The organism is Micromonospora sp. USAFONa4 (assembly GCF_057197825.1).
The window spans coordinates 4,920,096-4,936,134 of record NZ_CM170072.1; the positions used below are offsets into that span (position 1 = coordinate 4,920,096).

Genomic DNA, 16,039 nt, shown 5'->3' on the forward strand with positions numbered 1-16,039 from the left:
TTGACCCCGACCGCGCCCCGCCCGCAGAATCGCCGCACCCCTTCCGGTCGGCGAAAGGCAGCCCGGTGCGCTACCGCCACCTCACCACCGTCACCCTCGCCCTGGGCGTCGTGCTCCTCGTCGACGTGCTGCGCGTCTTCCTGCCGGCGGTCATCACCATCTTCGGGCAGGCCGCGTCCACCCCCGCCGAACTGCTGGGGGCGTTCGCGTTCGGCTGGTTCCTGCTCGCCCTGGCCGCGCCTGCGCTGATCCGTCGGGTCGGCGCCCGCCCCGTGACGCTCGTCGCCGCGGTGCTGCTGGTCGTGGCGCGGCTCGCCGTCAACGGCCAGCCGGGCGGGCGGCTCCAGCTCTGGCTCGCCACGGCCGGGCTGCTCGCCGGGCTGGTCTGGCTTGCCGGTGTCGCCGCCGGCACCGACCGCCCCGTACCCGGGTTGGCGCTCGGCCTGGCGGTCGGGGCCGTCCTGCACACGGTGCTGGACACGTACCGCTCGGCGTTCTTCGGGGACTGGCCGGCGTGGTTGGCGGCCGTCGGGGTCGCGGGGCTCTTCCTGGCGGGGCAGGCGCGGCCCGCGCCGCCGGCCGGGGCGGGCGGCGTACGGAGCTGGCTGCTGGCCGGGCCGGCGCTGCTGCTCGCCGGCATGGTGGCGCTCTCCCCGGCGGTCGCCCGGACGGCGATGTCGTACCAGTTCGGTCTGCTGCGGTCGGATCCCGCCGACGAGGTGGGGGTGGCCACCGTGCCGCTGTTCGGCCCCGCCCCGCTCGCCGTGGCGGTCGGCGGGTTCCTGCTCGCCGCGCTGGCCCCGCCCCGCCGGGGCGCCTGGCGGTGGCTCGGGCCGGTGGCCCTGGTCGGCGGGGCCGTCCTCGTCGCCCTCGGACGCGGGGAGTTGCTGCTGCCGGCCGTCCTGCTCACCGCCGTCGGTCTCGGCGCGTGCCTGGCGTCGGCCGGTGCGGCGGACGGGCGGGGCGACGACGGCGCGGACGAAGCCCGCACCCCGGTCCCCGACGGCGCTGGGCAGGACCCGGCGCGGGCGGCCGGCAGCGCGTCGGCCCCGGCGCTGGCGGCCGGTGACGGGCAGGACCCGGCGCGGGCGGCCGGGCGGCGCGGGTACGCCGCCGTCGCCGGGATGCTCGTCTTCGCCGTCGCGGCGGTGGCCTACTACTCCGCCTACGACCTCGGCCACCCCAACGCCGGGGTGCCGGTGGCGGTGGCGGTGCTGGTCGCCGCCGTCGCGCTGGCGGGGCGTCCCACCCCGGGGCCGGCGCGGTCGCCGCTGCCGCCGGTGTGGACGGCCGCCACCGCCGCCGTGGTGACGTTGCTGGCCGCGGTCGCCAGCGACGAGCTGCTCTCCGCCACCAACCGGGACGGGCCGCCGGAGACGGTGCGGGTGGCGGCGTACAACGTGCGGATGGGGTTCGGGATGGACGGCCGCTTCGACCCGGACGCGCTGGCGCGGGCCGTCGCCGGGGCCGACGTCGTGGCACTCAGCGAGGTGGACCGGGGCTGGCTGCTCAACGGCGGCCACGACACGCTCGACCTGCTGGCGGAGCGGCTGGACATGCCGTACGTCTTCGCGCCGGCCGCCGACCCGCTCTGGGGCGACGCCGTGCTGAGCCGGTGGCCGCTGGACGCGGCGCGGACCCGGCCGCTGCCGGCGGTCGGCGCGCCCACCGGGGCGCAGGCCCTCGGGGTCACCGTGAACTTCAGCGAGGGCGTCCGCCTGGCGGTCGTCGCCACCCACCTGCAACCGCCGCCCGGCGAGGACCCTGTGGTCCAGGCCCGCGCGGTCGCCGACTTCGCCGTGCGGTACGCGGCCGGCCGGCCCCTGGTGGTCGCCGGCGACCTGAACACCGAGCCGGGCGACCCGGCGTTCGCCGAGTTCACCCGGGCCGGTCTGGTCGACGCGCTCGCCGCCGCCCGCCCCGTGCCGACCAGCCCGGCGGACGCCCCGCGCCAGCAGATCGACCACGTCTTCGTCACGCCCGGTCTGGCCGCCGGCGGCGCGGCGGCCCCGCCCGGGACGGCCAGCGACCACCTGCCGGTCGCGGTGACGCTGACCCTGCCACCGGCCTGACCCGCCGCCCGACGGGCCGTCCTGACCCGCCGCCCGACGGGCCGTCCTGACCCGCCGCCCGACGGGCCGTCCTGACCCGCCGCCCGACGGGCCGGTCTGAGCCGCCGCCCGACGGGCCGGTCTGACCCGCCGTCCCACGGGCCGGTCGGGACCGGCCGGCCCCGGTGGGCGCGCGGTCAGAGGCGGTCGACGGCGAGCAGGCGGTCGCCGGCGAAGGCGAGCAGCCAGCCGCCGCCCTTCGGGGTGGTGAAGTCGCCCGGCCGCCCGCTGAGCCGGGCCAGGGCGCCCGGGATCACCTTGCCCTGGCTGCACACCCCCACCGGCTCGCCGGTGGCCGCCAGCGCGGCCAGGCGGGCGGCGGCGGCCAGCGCGCACTCGTCGGGCTGCTGGCCCGGCCGCGGCTCGTCCAGGTCGCCGTCGATCTCGATCGGCAGGTCGAGCAGCGCCGCCGCCGGGTCGAGGGTCTGTACGCAGCGGCGGGCCGAGGCCGACAGCAGGCGTACCGGGCGGAGCAGCGCCACCAGCGGGGCGAGTGCGTGGGCCTGCGCCCAGCCCCGGGCGTCGAGCGGCCGGCCGGTGTCCGGGCCCGACCAGGTGGCCCGCTTGCCGGCGTGGGCGTGCCGGACCAGCGCCACCGTTCCGGTGACCGTGGGCAGGGCCGCGAACGCGGCCAGCACCTCGGCGTCGTGCGGGTAGCTGACCAGCCGGACCGCCTCGTCCACGCCGAGCCAGCGCACGTCGTCGACCTCGGTGCCCGGCTGGAAGCCGCCGGTGGCCACCGCCCGCATCGACCAGTAGTCGACGACCTTCGGGCGGCCCTCGCTGCGGTAGCGCACGGTGGGCAGCCGCACCTGCGGCACCGCCCGGACGTCGGTCTCCTCGGCCACCTCCCGCACGGCGGCGCGCAGCGGATGCTCGCTCGGCTCCAGCTTGCCCTTGGGCAGCGACCAGTCGCCGTAGCGGGGCCGGTGCACGAGGCAGACCAGCGCCCCACCGCGCGGGGCGGCGGCCGTGCTCCCGGCGACCGGCCCCCCGACCGGCCCGGAGTCGTCGGCGGGGCGCCACACGACACCACCCGCCGCCCGGATCGGGGGCGCGGCGTCGGGGAACCCGGGGGGCCGGCCCCGGCCGGGGCCGGCCGCGTCCCGCTCATCCAGCATCAGGTCAGCCTATGCGGGTACCGGTCAGCCCGCCGTGCCACCGACGCGACGCAGCAGCAACTCCTGGAGGTGGACGCGCGGTTCCTCGGCCGTGCCGGTACGCCGGCTCCAGGTGCCGTCCGCCGCCAGCTCGAACGCGTCCACGTCGGGGCTCATCGCGGCGGTCAGCACGTGGTCCAGCTCGGCCCGGGCGACGGGGTCGCTCACCCGCACCAGCGCCTCGACCCGGCGGTCCAGGTTGCGGTGCATCAGGTCGGCCGAGCCCATCCAGAACTCGGCGTCGCCGTCGTTGCCGAACCGGAAGATCCGGGAGTGCTCCAGGAAGCGGCCCAGGATCGAGCGGACCCGGATGTTCTCCGACAGGCCGGGCACCCCCGGGCGCAGCGTGCACATGCCCCGGATCACCAGGTCCACGTGGACGCCGGCCCGGGAGGCCCGGTAGAGCGCGTCCGTGATCTTCTCGTCGACCAGCGAGTTCACCTTGATCTGCACGAGGCCGGGCATGCCCAGCCGGACGTGCGCGATCTCCCGCTCGATGCGTTCGATGAGGCCGCTGCGGATGCCCTGCGGCGCCACCAGCAGCCGGCGGTACGCGGTCTGCCGGCTGTAGCCGGTGAGGACGTTGAACAGGTCGGTCAGGTCGGCCCCGATCTCCGGGTCGGCGGTGAGCATGCCGAAGTCCTCGTAGAGCCGGGCGGTCTTCGGGTGGTAGTTGCCGGTGCCGATGTGGCAGTAGCGGCGGATCTGATTGCCCTCCTGGCGTACCACCAGGGCGGTCTTGCAGTGCGTCTTGAGCCCGACCAGGCCGTAGACGACGTGACAGCCGGCGCGCTCCAGCTTGCGCGCCCAGCCGATGTTGGCCACCTCGTCGAAGCGCGCCTTCAGCTCGACCAGCACCACCACCTGCTTGCCGGCGGCCGCCGCGTCGACGAGCGCGTCCACGATCGGGGAGTCGCCGCTGGTGCGGTAGAGGGTCTGCTTGATGGCCAGCACGTCCGGGTCCGCGGCGGCCTGCTCGATGAAGCGCTGCACGCTGGTGGCGAACGAGTGGTACGGGTGGTGGACCAGGATGTCGCCGTCGCGCAGGGTCGCGAAGACGCTGCGCGGCACTTCGCCCTCGGTGAGGCGGGGGTGGGTGGCCGGCACGAACGGCGGATCCTTCAGGTCCGGCCGGTCGGCCTCGTCGTAGAGCTGCCAGAGCGCGGAGAGGTCGAGCAGGCCGGGCACCCGTAGCACCTCCTGGTCGTGCATGTCCAGCTCGCGGACGAGCAGCTCCAGGACGTGGTCGGAGACCGAGGCGGCCACCTCCAGCCGCACGGGCGGGCCGAACCGGCGCCGGGCCAGCTCCCGTTCCAGGGCCTGGAGCAGGTCCTCGTCGCGGTCCTCGTCGACCTCCACCTCGGCGTTGCGGGTGACCCGGAACAGGTGGCACTCGACCACCTGCATGCCGGAGAAGAGCTGCCCCAGGTGCACCGAGATCAGGTCCTCCACCGGCAGCATCCGCACGCCGGGCAGGTCGCGGTGCACCCGGACGAAGCGGGGCACGTTGTTCGGCACCTTGACCCGGGCGAAGAACTCCGAGCCGCCGTCCGGGTCGCGGACCGCCACCGCGAGGTTGAGCGACCGCCCGGAGATGTACGGGAAGGGGTGCGCCGGGTCCACCGCCAGTGGGGTAAGCACCGGGAAGATCTGCTCCCGGAAGTACGCGCGCAGCCGTTCCCGCTCGGGGTCGTCCAGGTCGGCCCAGCGCAGGATCCGGATGTCCTCGGCGGCCAGCTTCGGCAGCACCTCGTCCGTGAAGCAGGCCGAGTGCCGGGCCACCAGCGTCGCGGCCTTCCCGGCGACCAGCTCCAGCTGGGTACGCAGCGGCATCCGGTCCCCGCCGCGTACCGGCAGGCCGGCCTGGAGCCGGCGCTTCAGCCCGGCGACCCGCACCATGTAGAACTCGTCGAGGTTGCTGGCGAAGATGGCCAGGAACTTGGCCCGCTCCAGCAGCGGCGTGCGCGGGTCCTCGGCGAGCGCCAGCACCCGGGCGTTGAAGTCGAGCCAGGAGAGTTCCCGGTTGAGGAAGCGGTCCTCCGGCAGCGGCTGCGCCGCGGGGGGCTCGTCGACGAGGTCGGGCGCCGTCGCCTCGACGGGCGGCGCCGCGTCCAGCACCTCCTCCAGCCCGGCGGAGGCGGCCGCACCGCCGGCACCGGCGGCGTCGGCCGAACCGGTCGCGGCGGACGCTCCGCCCGGGGCCGCGGCGGACGCCTTGCCGGGGATCGCTGCGGGCGCTTCGCCGGGGGTCGCGGCCGGGGTCGCCTCCGGGGTCGCGGCCGGCGGGTCGGCGTGGAAGCGGCCGTCGGCGCCACGGGACCGGGCGCCGTTGCGGGGGGCGGCCGGGTCGGTGGACGGGCGGTTGGCGGGGGGCTTGCGAGGGGTGCTCACCTGCCCATAATCACCCGGATGCGGTTAACGCAAAATGAACTTCGACCAGCCGCTCAGGCCATCGTCGGCAATGTCACCCGGACCACCGCGCCGGTGTCGTCGGTCTCGACGCGCAACCGCTGGCCGAGGCGGAGCAGGCGCAGGCCGGAGGCGTCGAACGCCCGGGCCGGGAAGGCCAACTCGGTGCCGTCGTCGAGGAGCAGCGTCCCGCTGCGGGTCGCCGCGTCGTAGGTGGCCACCGTGCCCTGCATGCCCCGCACGCTACACGCCCCTCAGGCCGGGCAGGAGGCGGCGGCCAACGCGGCCGTGCGGGGCCCCAGCCCGAGCCGGGCCGCCGCGGCCAGGTCGGCGGCGGTGTCCACGTCACGGCGCAGGCTCGGCCAGTCCCCGGCGAGGGCGAGCGCCCCGCTCGCGGCGTGCGCGGCGGCCGAGCCGACCCCGAAGCGGGGATCCAGGGCCACGCCCGGCGGCGCGGCCAGCAGCACGGTGCCCTGGCCGGGGGCGTCGGCCACGTACCCGCGTACACCCGGGGGCGCGGCCTGGGCCGCCCGCAGCGCCGCCGCCAGCTCGGCCGGGCGCAACGCGGGCAGGTCGGCGGTGAGCCCGGCCACCCAGCCGCCGCCCGCGACCGACGCGCCGTGCCGGAAGGCGGCGTTCAGCCCGGCGCCGGGGGCGTCGGGCAGCGCCCGGGCGCCCGCGCGGCGGGCGGCCTCGGCCACCCGGGCGTCGTCGGTGACGACCAGCACCCCCGCCACCGCCGGGCAGGCCCGCACCGCGGCGACCGTGTCGGCGGCCAGGGCCAGCGCCAGTTCCTCGTGCGGTACGGCCGGCAGCGCCCCCCGCAGCCGGCTCTTCGCGGCGGCCAGGCGCTTCACGGGCACCACCACGGTCCACCTCGGCTGACTCACACCGCCATCCTGCCAGCCGTACGGCGGTACCCTCTCTGGCCGGACCCGGGTCGAGCAGGCATGATTTCCGCTGCGGGCGTCACCGGGTGCGGATCCGGTGCGGGGCGGGGCGGCACGAGGAGGCGCGGTGACACGGCGGAGGCTGGGGTTCTGGCAATGGTTCGCCGTGGTGCTGGTCAAGCCGGTGATGACCGTCTGGACCCGGCGCACCTGGCGCGGCATGGAGCACCTGCGCGGCGACGGCGGCGTGATCATCGTGCCGAACCACATCTCGCACGCCGACCCGCTCGTCGCGGCCCACTTCGTCTACGACTCCGGCCGTTGGCCGCAGTTCCTCGGCAAGGCCAGCGTGTTCCGGGTCCCGGTGATCGGCTGGATCCTGCACCGGTGCCGGCAGATCCCGGTCGAGCGCAACACCGTGGACGCGGTGCGGTCGCTGGACCACCTCGTCGCCGCGCTCGACCAGGGCGGCGCGGTGGTGATCTACCCGGAGGGCACCATCACCCGCGAACCGGAGCTGTGGCCGATGAAGGGCAAGACCGGCGCCGCCCGCCTCGCGCTCGCCACCGGGGCGCCGGTGGTCCCGCTCGTCATGTGGGGCCCGGAGCGCATCTTCGACCCGCGCCGGTCCCGACTGGACCCGCGCCCCCGGATCCCGGTGACCGTGGTCGCCGGACCCCCCGTCGACCTGGGCCGATGGGCCGGGTCGACCCCGACGAAGGCCGTCCTCGAGGAGATGACCGACACCATCATGCTGCGCCTTCGTGACATGCTCACCGAGATCCGGGGCGGCACCCCGCCACCACTGTGGGAACGGACGGCGCGCCCCGCCGTCGATCGGCGGCGGCCGGGGGCGGCGGCGTGAGCGGGCACGTCGCGGTCCTGGGTGCCGGCTCGTGGGGCACCGCGTTCGCCAAGATCCTCGCCGACGCCGGGCGGGACGTCACCGTCTGGGCCCGCCGTCAGGCGGTCGCCGACACGATTCGGGCCGAGCGGCGCAACCCGGAGTACCTGCCGGACGTGCTGCTGCCGTCGCGGGTCACGGCGACGGGCGACGCCGCCGAGGCGATCACCGGGGCCGAGCAGGTGGTGCTGGCCGTACCGTCGCAGACGCTGCGCGGCAACCTGGCGGAGTGGACCGCGCACCTGCACCCGGACGCCACCCTGGTGTCGCTGATGAAGGGCATCGAGCTCGGCACCACCAGGCGGATGAGCGAGGTGATCGTGGAGACCGCCGGGGTGGCGGCGGACCGGGTGGTGGTGGTCTCCGGCCCCAACCTGGCCCCGGAGATCGCCGCCGAGCAGCCCGCCGCCACGGTGGTCGCCTGCACCGACGCCGACCGGGCCACGCAGGTGCAGCGCTCGATCACCACGCCCTACTTCCGCCCGTACACCAACGACGACGTGATCGGCTGCGAGCTGGGCGGCGCGGTGAAGAACGTGATCGCGCTGGCGTACGGCATCGCCGTGGCGATGGGGTTCGGCGACAACACCCGGGCCATGCTCGTCACCCGGGGACTGGCCGAGACGGCCCGGCTCGGGGTGGCCCTGGGCGCCGACCCGCTCACCTTCGCCGGCCTGGCGGGGATGGGCGACCTCGTCGCCTCCTGCTCGTCGCCGCTGGCCCGCAACCGCACCTTCGGCGAGCACCTGGGCCGGGGCGCGACCCTGGAGGAGGCCCGCGTCGCCACCCGGCAGACCGCCGAGGGCGTCAAGAGCGCGCTGGCCCTGCGCGACCTGGCCCGGGCGCACGCGGTGGAGATGCCGATCACCGAGCAGGTCGAGCTGGTCTGCCACGAGGGCATGGATCCTCGGCTCGCCGTCGAGGCGCTGATGAGCCGCACCACCAAGCCGGAGTGAGCGACGTGACCGAGCACCACGACGGCACCCGCTGCGTCCGCGCCGGCCTGCCCGAGCCGGCTCCCGGCCAGCCGTTCCTGCCCGGGCCGGTGTTCGCCGCGCCGTACCACCTGGATCCGTGGGCGGGGCCGGCGGCGGCGCCCGACGGCTACGGTCGGCCGGACAACCCCACCCGGCGGCTGCTGGAGGCGGCGGTCGGGGAACTGGAGGGGGGCGACTGCCGGGTCTTCGCCAGCGGGCAGGCCGCGATCACCGGGCTGCTGCTGACGCTGCTGCGGCCGGGGGACACGGTGGTGCTCCCGTCGGACGGGTACTTCGCCGTCCGGGCCTTCGCCGCCGACACGCTGGAGGGCATCGGCGTACGGGTGCTCCTCGCCCCGACCGCCGGCCCGCACCCGGCCTTCGACGGCGTACGCCTGGTGCTGCTGGAGACCCCGGCCAACCCCGGCCTGGACGTCGCCGACGTGGCGGCGCTGGCCGCCCGGGCGCACGCCGCCGGCGCCCTGGTGGCGGTCGACAACACCACGGCGACGCCGCTCGGGCAGCGCCCGCTCGACCTGGGCGCCGACGTCGTGGTGGCCTCCGGGACGAAGGCCCTGACCGGGCACTCCGACCTGCTGCTCGGCTACGTCGCGACCCGCTCGACCGAGCTGCGGGACGCGGTCGCCGCCTGGCGGAACGTCACCGGGGCCGTGCCGGGCGCGTTCGACGCCTGGCTCGCGCACCGGTCGCTGGCCACCCTGGACCTGCGGCTGGCCCGGCAGACCGCGAACGCGCAGGCCCTCGCCGGGCTGCTCGCGGGGCGCGACGACGTGACCGGGCTGCGCTGGCCGGGGCTGCCCGGCGACCCGGCCCACCCGGTGGCGTCGGTCCAGATGCGACGGATCCCCGGGGTGCTCTGCTTCGACCTCGGCGACGCCGGGCGGGTGGCGCGGTTCCTCGACGCGGCCCGGCTGGTGGCCGCGGCCACCTCCTTCGGTGGCCTGCACACCACCGCCGACCGGCGGGCCCAGTGGGGCGACGACACCCCGCCCGGCTTCGTCCGGCTCTCCTGCGGGGTCGAGGACGCCGTCGACCTGGTCGCCGACGTGACCGTCGCACTGGACGCCAGCCGCTGAGCGCCGGACACCGGCCCGGAGGTGCCCCGTGAGCGTCTTCTCCTTCCGCCCCGACCGGCCCGCCCTCGTGCACCGGCTGCGCGCCGCTGGCTGCGTCTACGCGGAGGACGAGGCGGAGCTGCTGATCGCCGCCGCCGACTCGGCCGAGGCGCTGGCCGGCCTGGTCGAGCGCCGGGTCGCCGGGCTGCCGCTGGAGTACGTGCTCGGCTGGGCCGAGTTCTGCGGCGAACGGATCGCCGTCGACCCCGGCGTGTTCGTGCCGCGTGCGCGTACCGCCCTGCTGGTCGACGTCGCCGTCGCGGTGACCGGCCCGGCGGCGGCCGTGGTGGACCTGTGCTGCGGCTCCGGCGCCACCACCGTGGCGCTGGCCCGCCGGCTCGCGCCGCGCTGGCTGGCCGCGGCCGACGTGGACCCCGCCGCCGTGGCCTGCGCCCGGCGCAACCTGGCCCCGCTCGCCGTGCCGGTCTTCGAGGGCGACCTGTACGACCCGCTGCCGGCCCGCTGGCGGGGCCGGCTGGACCTGGTGCTGGCCAACGCCCCCTACGTGCCGACGGCGGCGGTGGCGCTGATGCCGCCGGAGGCGCGGCTGCACGAGGCGCCGGTGGCCCTCGACGGCGGGTCGGACGGCCTGGCGGTGCTGCGCCGCATCGCCGAGGGCGCGGCGCGCTGGCTGGCCCCGGGCGGGCACCTGGTGGTCGAGGCGGGGGAGGCACAGGTGGAGGCGCTCCGCGCGGTGCTGACCGCCGTGGGCCTGCACCCCACGGTGACCCGGGACGACGACCGGGACGCCACCGCCGTCTCGGCCCGCCGCCCGGGCTGATCCTCGTTCGTCGCCGCGGCCTGGCGGGGGCGGGGAAGGGGAACTAGCCTCACGGCAGGCGTGGCGGCGGAAGGCGGGTTGTCGTGGGTGGTGCGGACGTGCCGGTGGTCGTCGGGCTGGACAACGGGGGGACCAGCAACAACGCCACGGTGCTCACCGTGGACGGCCGGTTCCTGGTGGACGGCCTGGTGGAGAACCCGAGCGAGGTACGCGCCGGCCCGGCGGCGGCGATCGAGGCGCTGGCCCGCGCGTTCGACGGGGTGCTGGCGCTGACCGGGGTGCCCCGCACGTCCGTGCGCGCTGTCGGGCTGGACACGCCGGGGCCGGCGAGCGCCACCGGGGTGATCTCGTCGCGCGGGTCGACCAACTTCTCCCAGCCGGCCTGGCGCGGTTACGACGTGCGGACGGCCCTGGAACGGCGGCTCGGCCTGCCGGTGCTCTACCACAACGACGGCAACGCCGCCGCGCTCTACGCCCACCACGCGCACTTCGGCGCGGAGGCGATGCGCCGCTCGTCGGTGTCGGCCATCGTCGGCACGGGGTTGGGCGGCGGTGTGGTCGAGGCCGGCCGGGTGGTCGCCGGGGCGGCCGGCATGGCCGGCGAACTGGGGCACGTGCACATCCCGCTGACCGGGCTGCTCGCGCCGGACCAGCCGGTGCCCACGTGCGCCTGCGGCTTCGCCGGGGACGCCGAGAGCGTCGCCTCGCTGACCGCCATCGGGCGGAACCTGCTGCCGTACTGGCTGGGGCGCTTTCCGGAGCATCCGCTGGCCGCCGAGCCGCCGGAGCGGGCGGCGAAGCTGGTCCGGGGCTACGGCGAGCGCGGCGACGCGTTGGCCCGGGAGGTGTTCACCCAGCAGGCGATGGCGCTGGGTCGACTCTTCACCGTGGCGGCCAACTTCACCGATCCGCACGCGTACTTCGTCGGGGGCGGGGTGGTGGAGGCGGCCCCGGAGTTCCGGGACTGGTTCCTCGCGACGGTGCGGGAGCACACGGTGCTGCGGGAGGAGCAGGCCGCGTCGGCCACCTTCGCCCTGGTGCCCGAGCGGGACATGGCAGGCGCCCGGGGCGTGGCCATCGCGGCGCTGGAGGCGCTGCGCGCCGGCCCCGCGCCCCGCCCGGTCGTGGCGGGCTGACCCGCCCGTCTCCCGCCGGGGTGACCCGCCCGCCTCCCCGCCGGGAGCGGGCGCTCCGCCCGCCTCCACTGGCGAGGCGGTGCGGCCGGTCGTCGCCCGTCGGGGGCCGACCCCGCCGGGCGACGGCCCCACCGGCTCCCATCGGTGGGACCGCCGCCGGCGGGGCGCCGGCGCGACGGGTCAGCGGGCGCGCCGGCGCCCCCGGAGGGAGGGGTCAGTGTCCGGGCGGCGCCCCGACGAAGGCGGCCCAGGCGGCCGGCGGGAAGAGCAGCGCGGGGCCGGACGGGTCCTTGGAGTCGCGGACGGCGACCGTGCCCGGGACCACCGCCATCTCCACGCACGCCCCCTCGTCGCCGCTGCGGCTGCTCTTGCGCCACCGCGCCACGGCCAGCGCCGCGCTGATCGTCGGTGTCATGGTCCTACCGTCCCTTCAGGAGTTGGAGGAGCTGGTCGCGGCTGTCCGCCGGGCTGAGCGCGACGGTCCGCAGGTGCTCCATGATCTTGGTGCAGGTACGCAGGTCGCCCGGCCGGTCGAGGACCATCTGCCCGGCCACCGTCTCGACCGAGGCGATGATCGGGTCCTCCGGGTCTGCGAACTCCAGGATGTGCAGCGAGCCCCGGGTGCCCCGGTGGTAGCCGGCGGAGAGCGGGATCACCTGGACCGTGATGTTGGGCAGCTCGCCCATCTTGACCAGGTGGTGCAGCTGCGACTCCATCACCGACCGGTCGCCGACGGGCCGCAGCAGCGCGCCCTCGTCGATGATGGCGTCCAGGATCGGCGGCTGGTCACTGATGAGCCGCTGCTGCCGGTCGAGCCGGAACTGGACCCGCTGCTCCACCTCGTCGTCGCGCAGGGTGTGCGGGCCGCCGCGCATCACGCCCCGGACGTAGTCGGCGGTCTGCAACAGCCCCGGCACCACCGAGGGCTCGAAGTTGGCGATGCCGGTGGCCTCGGCCTCCAGCGCGATGAAGTCGATGGTGCGCCGGTCCAGCAGGTGCGAGTACGACACCCACCAGCCGGGCTTGCGCGCGTCCTTGGCGAGCTGCACGGCGGCGGCCACCTCGTCGGCACCGACCCCGTAGAGGGTGAGCAGGGCGCGCACGGTGGCGGGGCTGACCAGCGTCTGCGCGTTCTCGTAGCGGGACAGGGTGCTGCGGGTGCTGCTGATCTCGTCCGCCGCCGCCTCCAGCGTGAGGCCGGCGGCTTCCCGGTGGGTGCGCAGCGCGATGCCCAGTCGCCGGGCACGGGCGGTCTTCGGAGCCATGCATCGATCGTCGCACATCTTCCCGGGAACGTGTAGATGAGAGAACGCCGATGAGAGTTGCATTCATGGCTGTGGACATGCCAATCTGTCATCGCGTCCTCACTGCCGGTTGTCGTGGCGACGGCGGTGGTGAGCGACCGGAGGGGAAGGGGCGCGCGGCGATCGGGTTTCTCCCCCGTACCCGATCGCCGCGTGCCACGCCCCGTGGCCCGTCAGCCGGAAGGGACCCGACGTGCGTACTGCCCGACAGGCCCGTGCCGACCGCCCCGGCGGGCACCGATGACGCGGTTCCTGGTGGTGCTCACCGACGTGCGGCCGGCCGAGGGTGCCGGACGCGACGAACGCAACTGCCCCGAGCGCCGCCGTCAGGTGGTCGGGGCGAGCAGCCGCGAGGCGGCGGACCGGATCGCGGGCGCGTTCATGGCGCTGGGCATGGTGCGGGCCGGCCGGCAGCGGGTCAAGGTGATCGCCATCGGCCGGCGGCACGCGCGCGGCTGACGCCGCCGAGGACGGTGCGGTCGCGGGAGGCGGCCCCGCCGGGTGGGAGGGCCGCCCGGCAGGCGGCCCGGCCCGGCGGGAGGCGCGGCCCGGCGCCCCGCCGGGCCGTCCGGCGTCACAGCATCCGGCGCCGCTTCAGGTAGGCGACCAGGTCGTCGTAGACGCCCCCCTCGTTGGCGAACATCGCCACGTTGCGGGCGGTGGCCATCCACGGCTTCGTCGACGGCCGGACCTCCTTGACCGCCCGCTCCAGGTCCCGGTGCTCGATCATCCGCACCTCGCCGGTGCGTACCGAGTCGGCCATCGCGAACTCGGCGGCCGTCTCGCAGAGGTGGGCCAGGTCGGCGCCCGAGTAGTCCTCGGTGGCCGCCACGATCTTCCGCAGGTCGATCCCCGCGATCGGCCGCTCCCGCAGGTGGTACTCCAGGATGGCGCGGCGCGCCTCGGCGTCCGGCGGCAGCACCAGCACCACCCGGTCGAGCCGCCCGGGACGGCGCAGCGCCGGGTCGACGTCCCACGGGGTGTTGGTGGCGGCCAGCACGAAGACCCCCTCGTTGCTGCCCTCCATCCCGTCCAGCTCCGCCAGCAGCTGGTTGCCCAGCGTCCGCATCGAGCTGGAGCCGACCTGCGAGCGCTTGTGCCCCAGCGCGTCGACCTCGTCCAGGAAGAGCACGCAGGGCGCGTTGCGGCGGGCCGCCTGGAACAGCTCGTGCAGGTTGCGCTCCGAGTTGCCCATCCACATGTCCAGCACGTCCACGATGGACAGCGAGATGAACTTCGCGCCCATCTCCCCGGCGACCGCCCGGGCCAGGAACGTCTTGCCGCAGCCGGGCGGGCCGTAGAGCATCAGGCCGCCGCGGAGGCTCTTGCCGTACATCCTGCGCAGCTCCGGGTTGCGCAAGGGGCCGAGGAAGGCCAGCTCGAGGCGCTCCTTGACCGCCGACATGCCGCCCACGTCGGCCAGCCGGATGCCGGAGGCCTCCACGTCGTACACCCGGTCGGAGTGGCCGGCGACCGGCTCCGGCTCGTCGCCGGCGCGGGCGAACCGCGGTGGCACCACGTCGGCCAGTTCCTGCTCGTAGGCGGCGAGGGGATCCTGGTCGGCGGTCGCGGCGGAACCGCCGGGCCCGGCCGGTGCCGGGCGCTGCGCCGGCGGTCGCGGGTCCGCCGGGGGCGGCGTCGGCGGCGGGGGTACGGAGCCGCCCAGCGCCCGCTGCATCAGCGCCTGCGCCTGGCCGTTGCCCGGATCCCGGGCGAGGGCCTGCCCGACCTGCGCGATCGCCTCCCCGGCCCGGCCGGCGTCCAGCAGCAGCGCGGCGAGGTGCAGGCGCAGCGGCAGGTCGTCGGGGCGGGCGTCCAGGGCCGCCGTCAGGGACTCAATGAGGGGATCAGCGCTCATAGGACGTGCAGCGTAGTGGGCGCCCGGTGCCGTCACCGTCCCCGTGCGGGCGATTACGGAACGTATATCCTTTGTTGACCGGTTGCTGCGGCGGTCCGGCTGTCCCCGGGTATCGGCAGCCGGCGCCCGCCACGCACAGTAAGGTCAACCGGGTGAGCGCCACGACCGGAGCAGTCGCGTACGAAGAGGTGACGCAGTGACCACCCCAGGCAGGACCCGCGTGGCGATCGTGTTCGGCGGCCGCAGCCCGGAGCACGGCATCTCCTGCGTCAGCGCCGGCAGCGTCCTCGGCGCCCTCGACCCGGACGAGTTCGAGGTGGTGCCGGTGGGCATCACCCGGGCCGGCCAGTGGGTGCTGACCAGCGGCGACCCCGGGCAGTTGGCGATCACCGCGCGCCGGCTGCCGGAGATCACCGCCGAGTCCGGCACCGACATCGTGCTGCGCGCCGACCCGACCGGCAACGGGCTCATGGTGCTCGACCCGACCGAGGGTCCCCGGGCGCTCGCCGACGTCGACGTGGTCTTCCCGGTGCTGCACGGCGCGTACGGCGAGGACGGCACCATCCAGGGCATGCTGGAGATGGCCGGCATCCCGTACGTCGGGGCGAACGTCTTCGCCTCCGCCGCCGCCATGGACAAGGAGTTCACCAAGAAGCTCTGCGCCGCCGAGGGCATCCCGGTGGGCCCGTACGCGGTGCTGCGCAACGGGATGACGCTGAGCGAGGCGGACAAGCAGCGCCTCGGCCTGCCGGTCTTCGTGAAGCCGTCCCGGGCCGGCTCGTCGTTCGGCATCAGCAAGGTCGACGACTGGGCCGACCTCGACGCGGCGGTCGCCACCGCCCGGCAGATCGACCCGAAGGTGCTCGTCGAGGGTGCGGTCGTCGGGCGCGAGATCGAGTGCGGCGTGCTGGAGGGCGAGGCCGGCGGCGCGCCGGAGGCGTCCGTGCTGGCCGAGGTCCGGGTGGTCGGGGACTACGACTTCTACGACTTCGAGGCGAAGTACATCGACTCCGAGTCCGCCTGCGAGTACGACATCCCCGCCGGCCTGCCGGAGCGGGTGACCCGCCAGGTCCGGGAGTACGCGACCCGCGCCTTCACCGCGCTCGACTGCGCGGGACTGGCCCGGGTCGACTTCTTCGTCACCCCGGAGCTGGACGTCTACCTCAACGAGATCAACACCATGCCGGGCTTCACCCCGACGTCGATGTTCCCGCGCATGTGGGCGGCGTCCGGGCTGGAGTACCCGAAGCTGGTCAACCGCCTCATCCGCACCGCCCTGCACCGCGGCGTCGGCCTGCACTGAGGTGTAGGGAAGGGCACCTTCCTGACGCCTGGTGCATAGGAAGGTGCCCTTCCTGACCGTTGCCGCCTGC

The 16,039-nt window shown here is 75.9% G+C and carries 15 protein-coding genes; 8 read left to right on the forward strand and 7 right to left on the reverse strand.

The window, feature by feature from the left end:
- The first annotated feature begins 65 nt into the window (after positions 1 to 65).
- On the forward strand, positions 66 to 2,072 hold the full coding sequence (locus AC0OO9_RS21680; protein WP_484511966.1) for an endonuclease/exonuclease/phosphatase family protein: 2,007 nt from the start codon (positions 66 to 68) through the stop codon (positions 2,070 to 2,072).
- 176 nt (positions 2,073 to 2,248) lie between these two features.
- On the opposite strand, the gene AC0OO9_RS21685 is transcribed toward AC0OO9_RS21680, so the two are convergent.
- Genes AC0OO9_RS21685 through cofC form a run of 4 tightly spaced genes read right to left on the reverse strand, consistent with a single transcriptional unit; the run spans position 2,249 to position 6,570 of the window.
- Positions 2,249 to 3,232 carry an NUDIX hydrolase gene (locus AC0OO9_RS21685; RefSeq protein WP_484511968.1) on the reverse strand — a complete coding sequence of 328 codons (984 nt, stop codon included), beginning with the start codon at positions 3,230 to 3,232 and terminating at the stop codon, positions 2,249 to 2,251.
- Between the two features lie 24 nt (positions 3,233 to 3,256).
- The gene (locus tag AC0OO9_RS21690; protein ID WP_484511970.1) at positions 3,257 to 5,662 is read right to left on the reverse strand and encodes an RNA degradosome polyphosphate kinase; all 2,406 of its coding nucleotides are present in this window, start codon (positions 5,660 to 5,662) and stop codon (positions 3,257 to 3,259) included.
- Between the two features lie 53 nt (positions 5,663 to 5,715).
- Complete coding sequence (locus AC0OO9_RS21695; protein ID WP_192581542.1) at positions 5,716 to 5,913, reverse strand: cold-shock protein; 198 nt, start codon at positions 5,911 to 5,913, stop codon at positions 5,716 to 5,718.
- A 21-nt stretch (positions 5,914 to 5,934) separates the two neighbouring features.
- Positions 5,935 to 6,570, reverse strand: a complete 636-nt coding sequence (cofC, locus tag AC0OO9_RS21700) for a 2-phospho-L-lactate guanylyltransferase (protein ID WP_132232608.1) — start codon at positions 6,568 to 6,570, stop codon at positions 5,935 to 5,937.
- A 127-nt stretch (positions 6,571 to 6,697) separates the two neighbouring features.
- Between cofC and AC0OO9_RS21705 the strand changes: the two genes are divergently transcribed.
- The 5 genes from AC0OO9_RS21705 to AC0OO9_RS21725 all read left to right on the forward strand — a co-directional run bounded on the left by AC0OO9_RS21705 (position 6,698) and on the right by AC0OO9_RS21725 (position 11,504).
- Complete coding sequence (locus tag AC0OO9_RS21705) at positions 6,698 to 7,435, forward strand: lysophospholipid acyltransferase family protein (protein ID WP_132232610.1); 738 nt, start codon at positions 6,698 to 6,700, stop codon at positions 7,433 to 7,435.
- On the forward strand, positions 7,432 to 8,430 hold the full coding sequence (locus AC0OO9_RS21710; RefSeq protein WP_151456690.1) for an NAD(P)H-dependent glycerol-3-phosphate dehydrogenase: 999 nt from the start codon (positions 7,432 to 7,434) through the stop codon (positions 8,428 to 8,430). The genes AC0OO9_RS21705 and AC0OO9_RS21710 overlap by 4 nt, the downstream gene beginning before the upstream one ends.
- Positions 8,427 to 9,548 carry a cystathionine gamma-lyase gene (locus AC0OO9_RS21715; protein ID WP_484511973.1) on the forward strand — a complete coding sequence of 374 codons (1,122 nt, stop codon included), beginning with the start codon at positions 8,427 to 8,429 and terminating at the stop codon, positions 9,546 to 9,548. The genes AC0OO9_RS21710 and AC0OO9_RS21715 overlap by 4 nt, the downstream gene beginning before the upstream one ends.
- Before the next feature lie 28 nt (positions 9,549 to 9,576).
- Positions 9,577 to 10,368, forward strand: a complete 792-nt coding sequence (locus AC0OO9_RS21720) for a putative protein N(5)-glutamine methyltransferase (RefSeq protein ID WP_484511975.1) — start codon at positions 9,577 to 9,579, stop codon at positions 10,366 to 10,368.
- Between the two features lie 83 nt (positions 10,369 to 10,451).
- Positions 10,452 to 11,504 (forward strand): ROK family protein, encoded by a 1,053-nt coding sequence (locus tag AC0OO9_RS21725; RefSeq protein WP_484511977.1) that lies wholly within the window; start codon positions 10,452 to 10,454, stop codon positions 11,502 to 11,504.
- A 214-nt stretch (positions 11,505 to 11,718) separates the two neighbouring features.
- On the opposite strand, the gene AC0OO9_RS21730 is transcribed toward AC0OO9_RS21725, so the two are convergent.
- Positions 11,719 to 11,919: a DUF397 domain-containing protein gene (locus tag AC0OO9_RS21730; RefSeq protein WP_121396135.1), complete on the reverse strand. Its 201-nt coding sequence runs from the start codon at positions 11,917 to 11,919 to the stop codon at positions 11,719 to 11,721.
- A gap of 4 nt (positions 11,920 to 11,923) precedes the next feature.
- A complete protein-coding gene (locus AC0OO9_RS21735) occupies positions 11,924 to 12,769 on the reverse strand; it encodes a helix-turn-helix domain-containing protein (RefSeq protein WP_484511979.1) in 846 nt (281 codons plus the stop codon).
- A gap of 279 nt (positions 12,770 to 13,048) precedes the next feature.
- Between AC0OO9_RS21735 and AC0OO9_RS21740 the strand changes: the two genes are divergently transcribed.
- Positions 13,049 to 13,267, forward strand: a complete 219-nt coding sequence (locus AC0OO9_RS21740) for a hypothetical protein (RefSeq protein WP_121396133.1) — start codon at positions 13,049 to 13,051, stop codon at positions 13,265 to 13,267.
- Positions 13,268 to 13,382: 115 nt separating this feature from the next.
- On the opposite strand, the gene AC0OO9_RS21745 is transcribed toward AC0OO9_RS21740, so the two are convergent.
- Complete coding sequence (locus AC0OO9_RS21745) at positions 13,383 to 14,666, reverse strand: ATP-binding protein (RefSeq protein WP_311410975.1); 1,284 nt, start codon at positions 14,664 to 14,666, stop codon at positions 13,383 to 13,385.
- A gap of 196 nt (positions 14,667 to 14,862) precedes the next feature.
- On the opposite strand from AC0OO9_RS21745, the gene AC0OO9_RS21750 reads away from it, so the two are divergent.
- Positions 14,863 to 15,969, forward strand: a complete 1,107-nt coding sequence (locus tag AC0OO9_RS21750) for a D-alanine--D-alanine ligase family protein (RefSeq protein ID WP_132232622.1) — start codon at positions 14,863 to 14,865, stop codon at positions 15,967 to 15,969.
- The last annotated feature ends 70 nt before the right edge of the window (positions 15,970 to 16,039 follow it).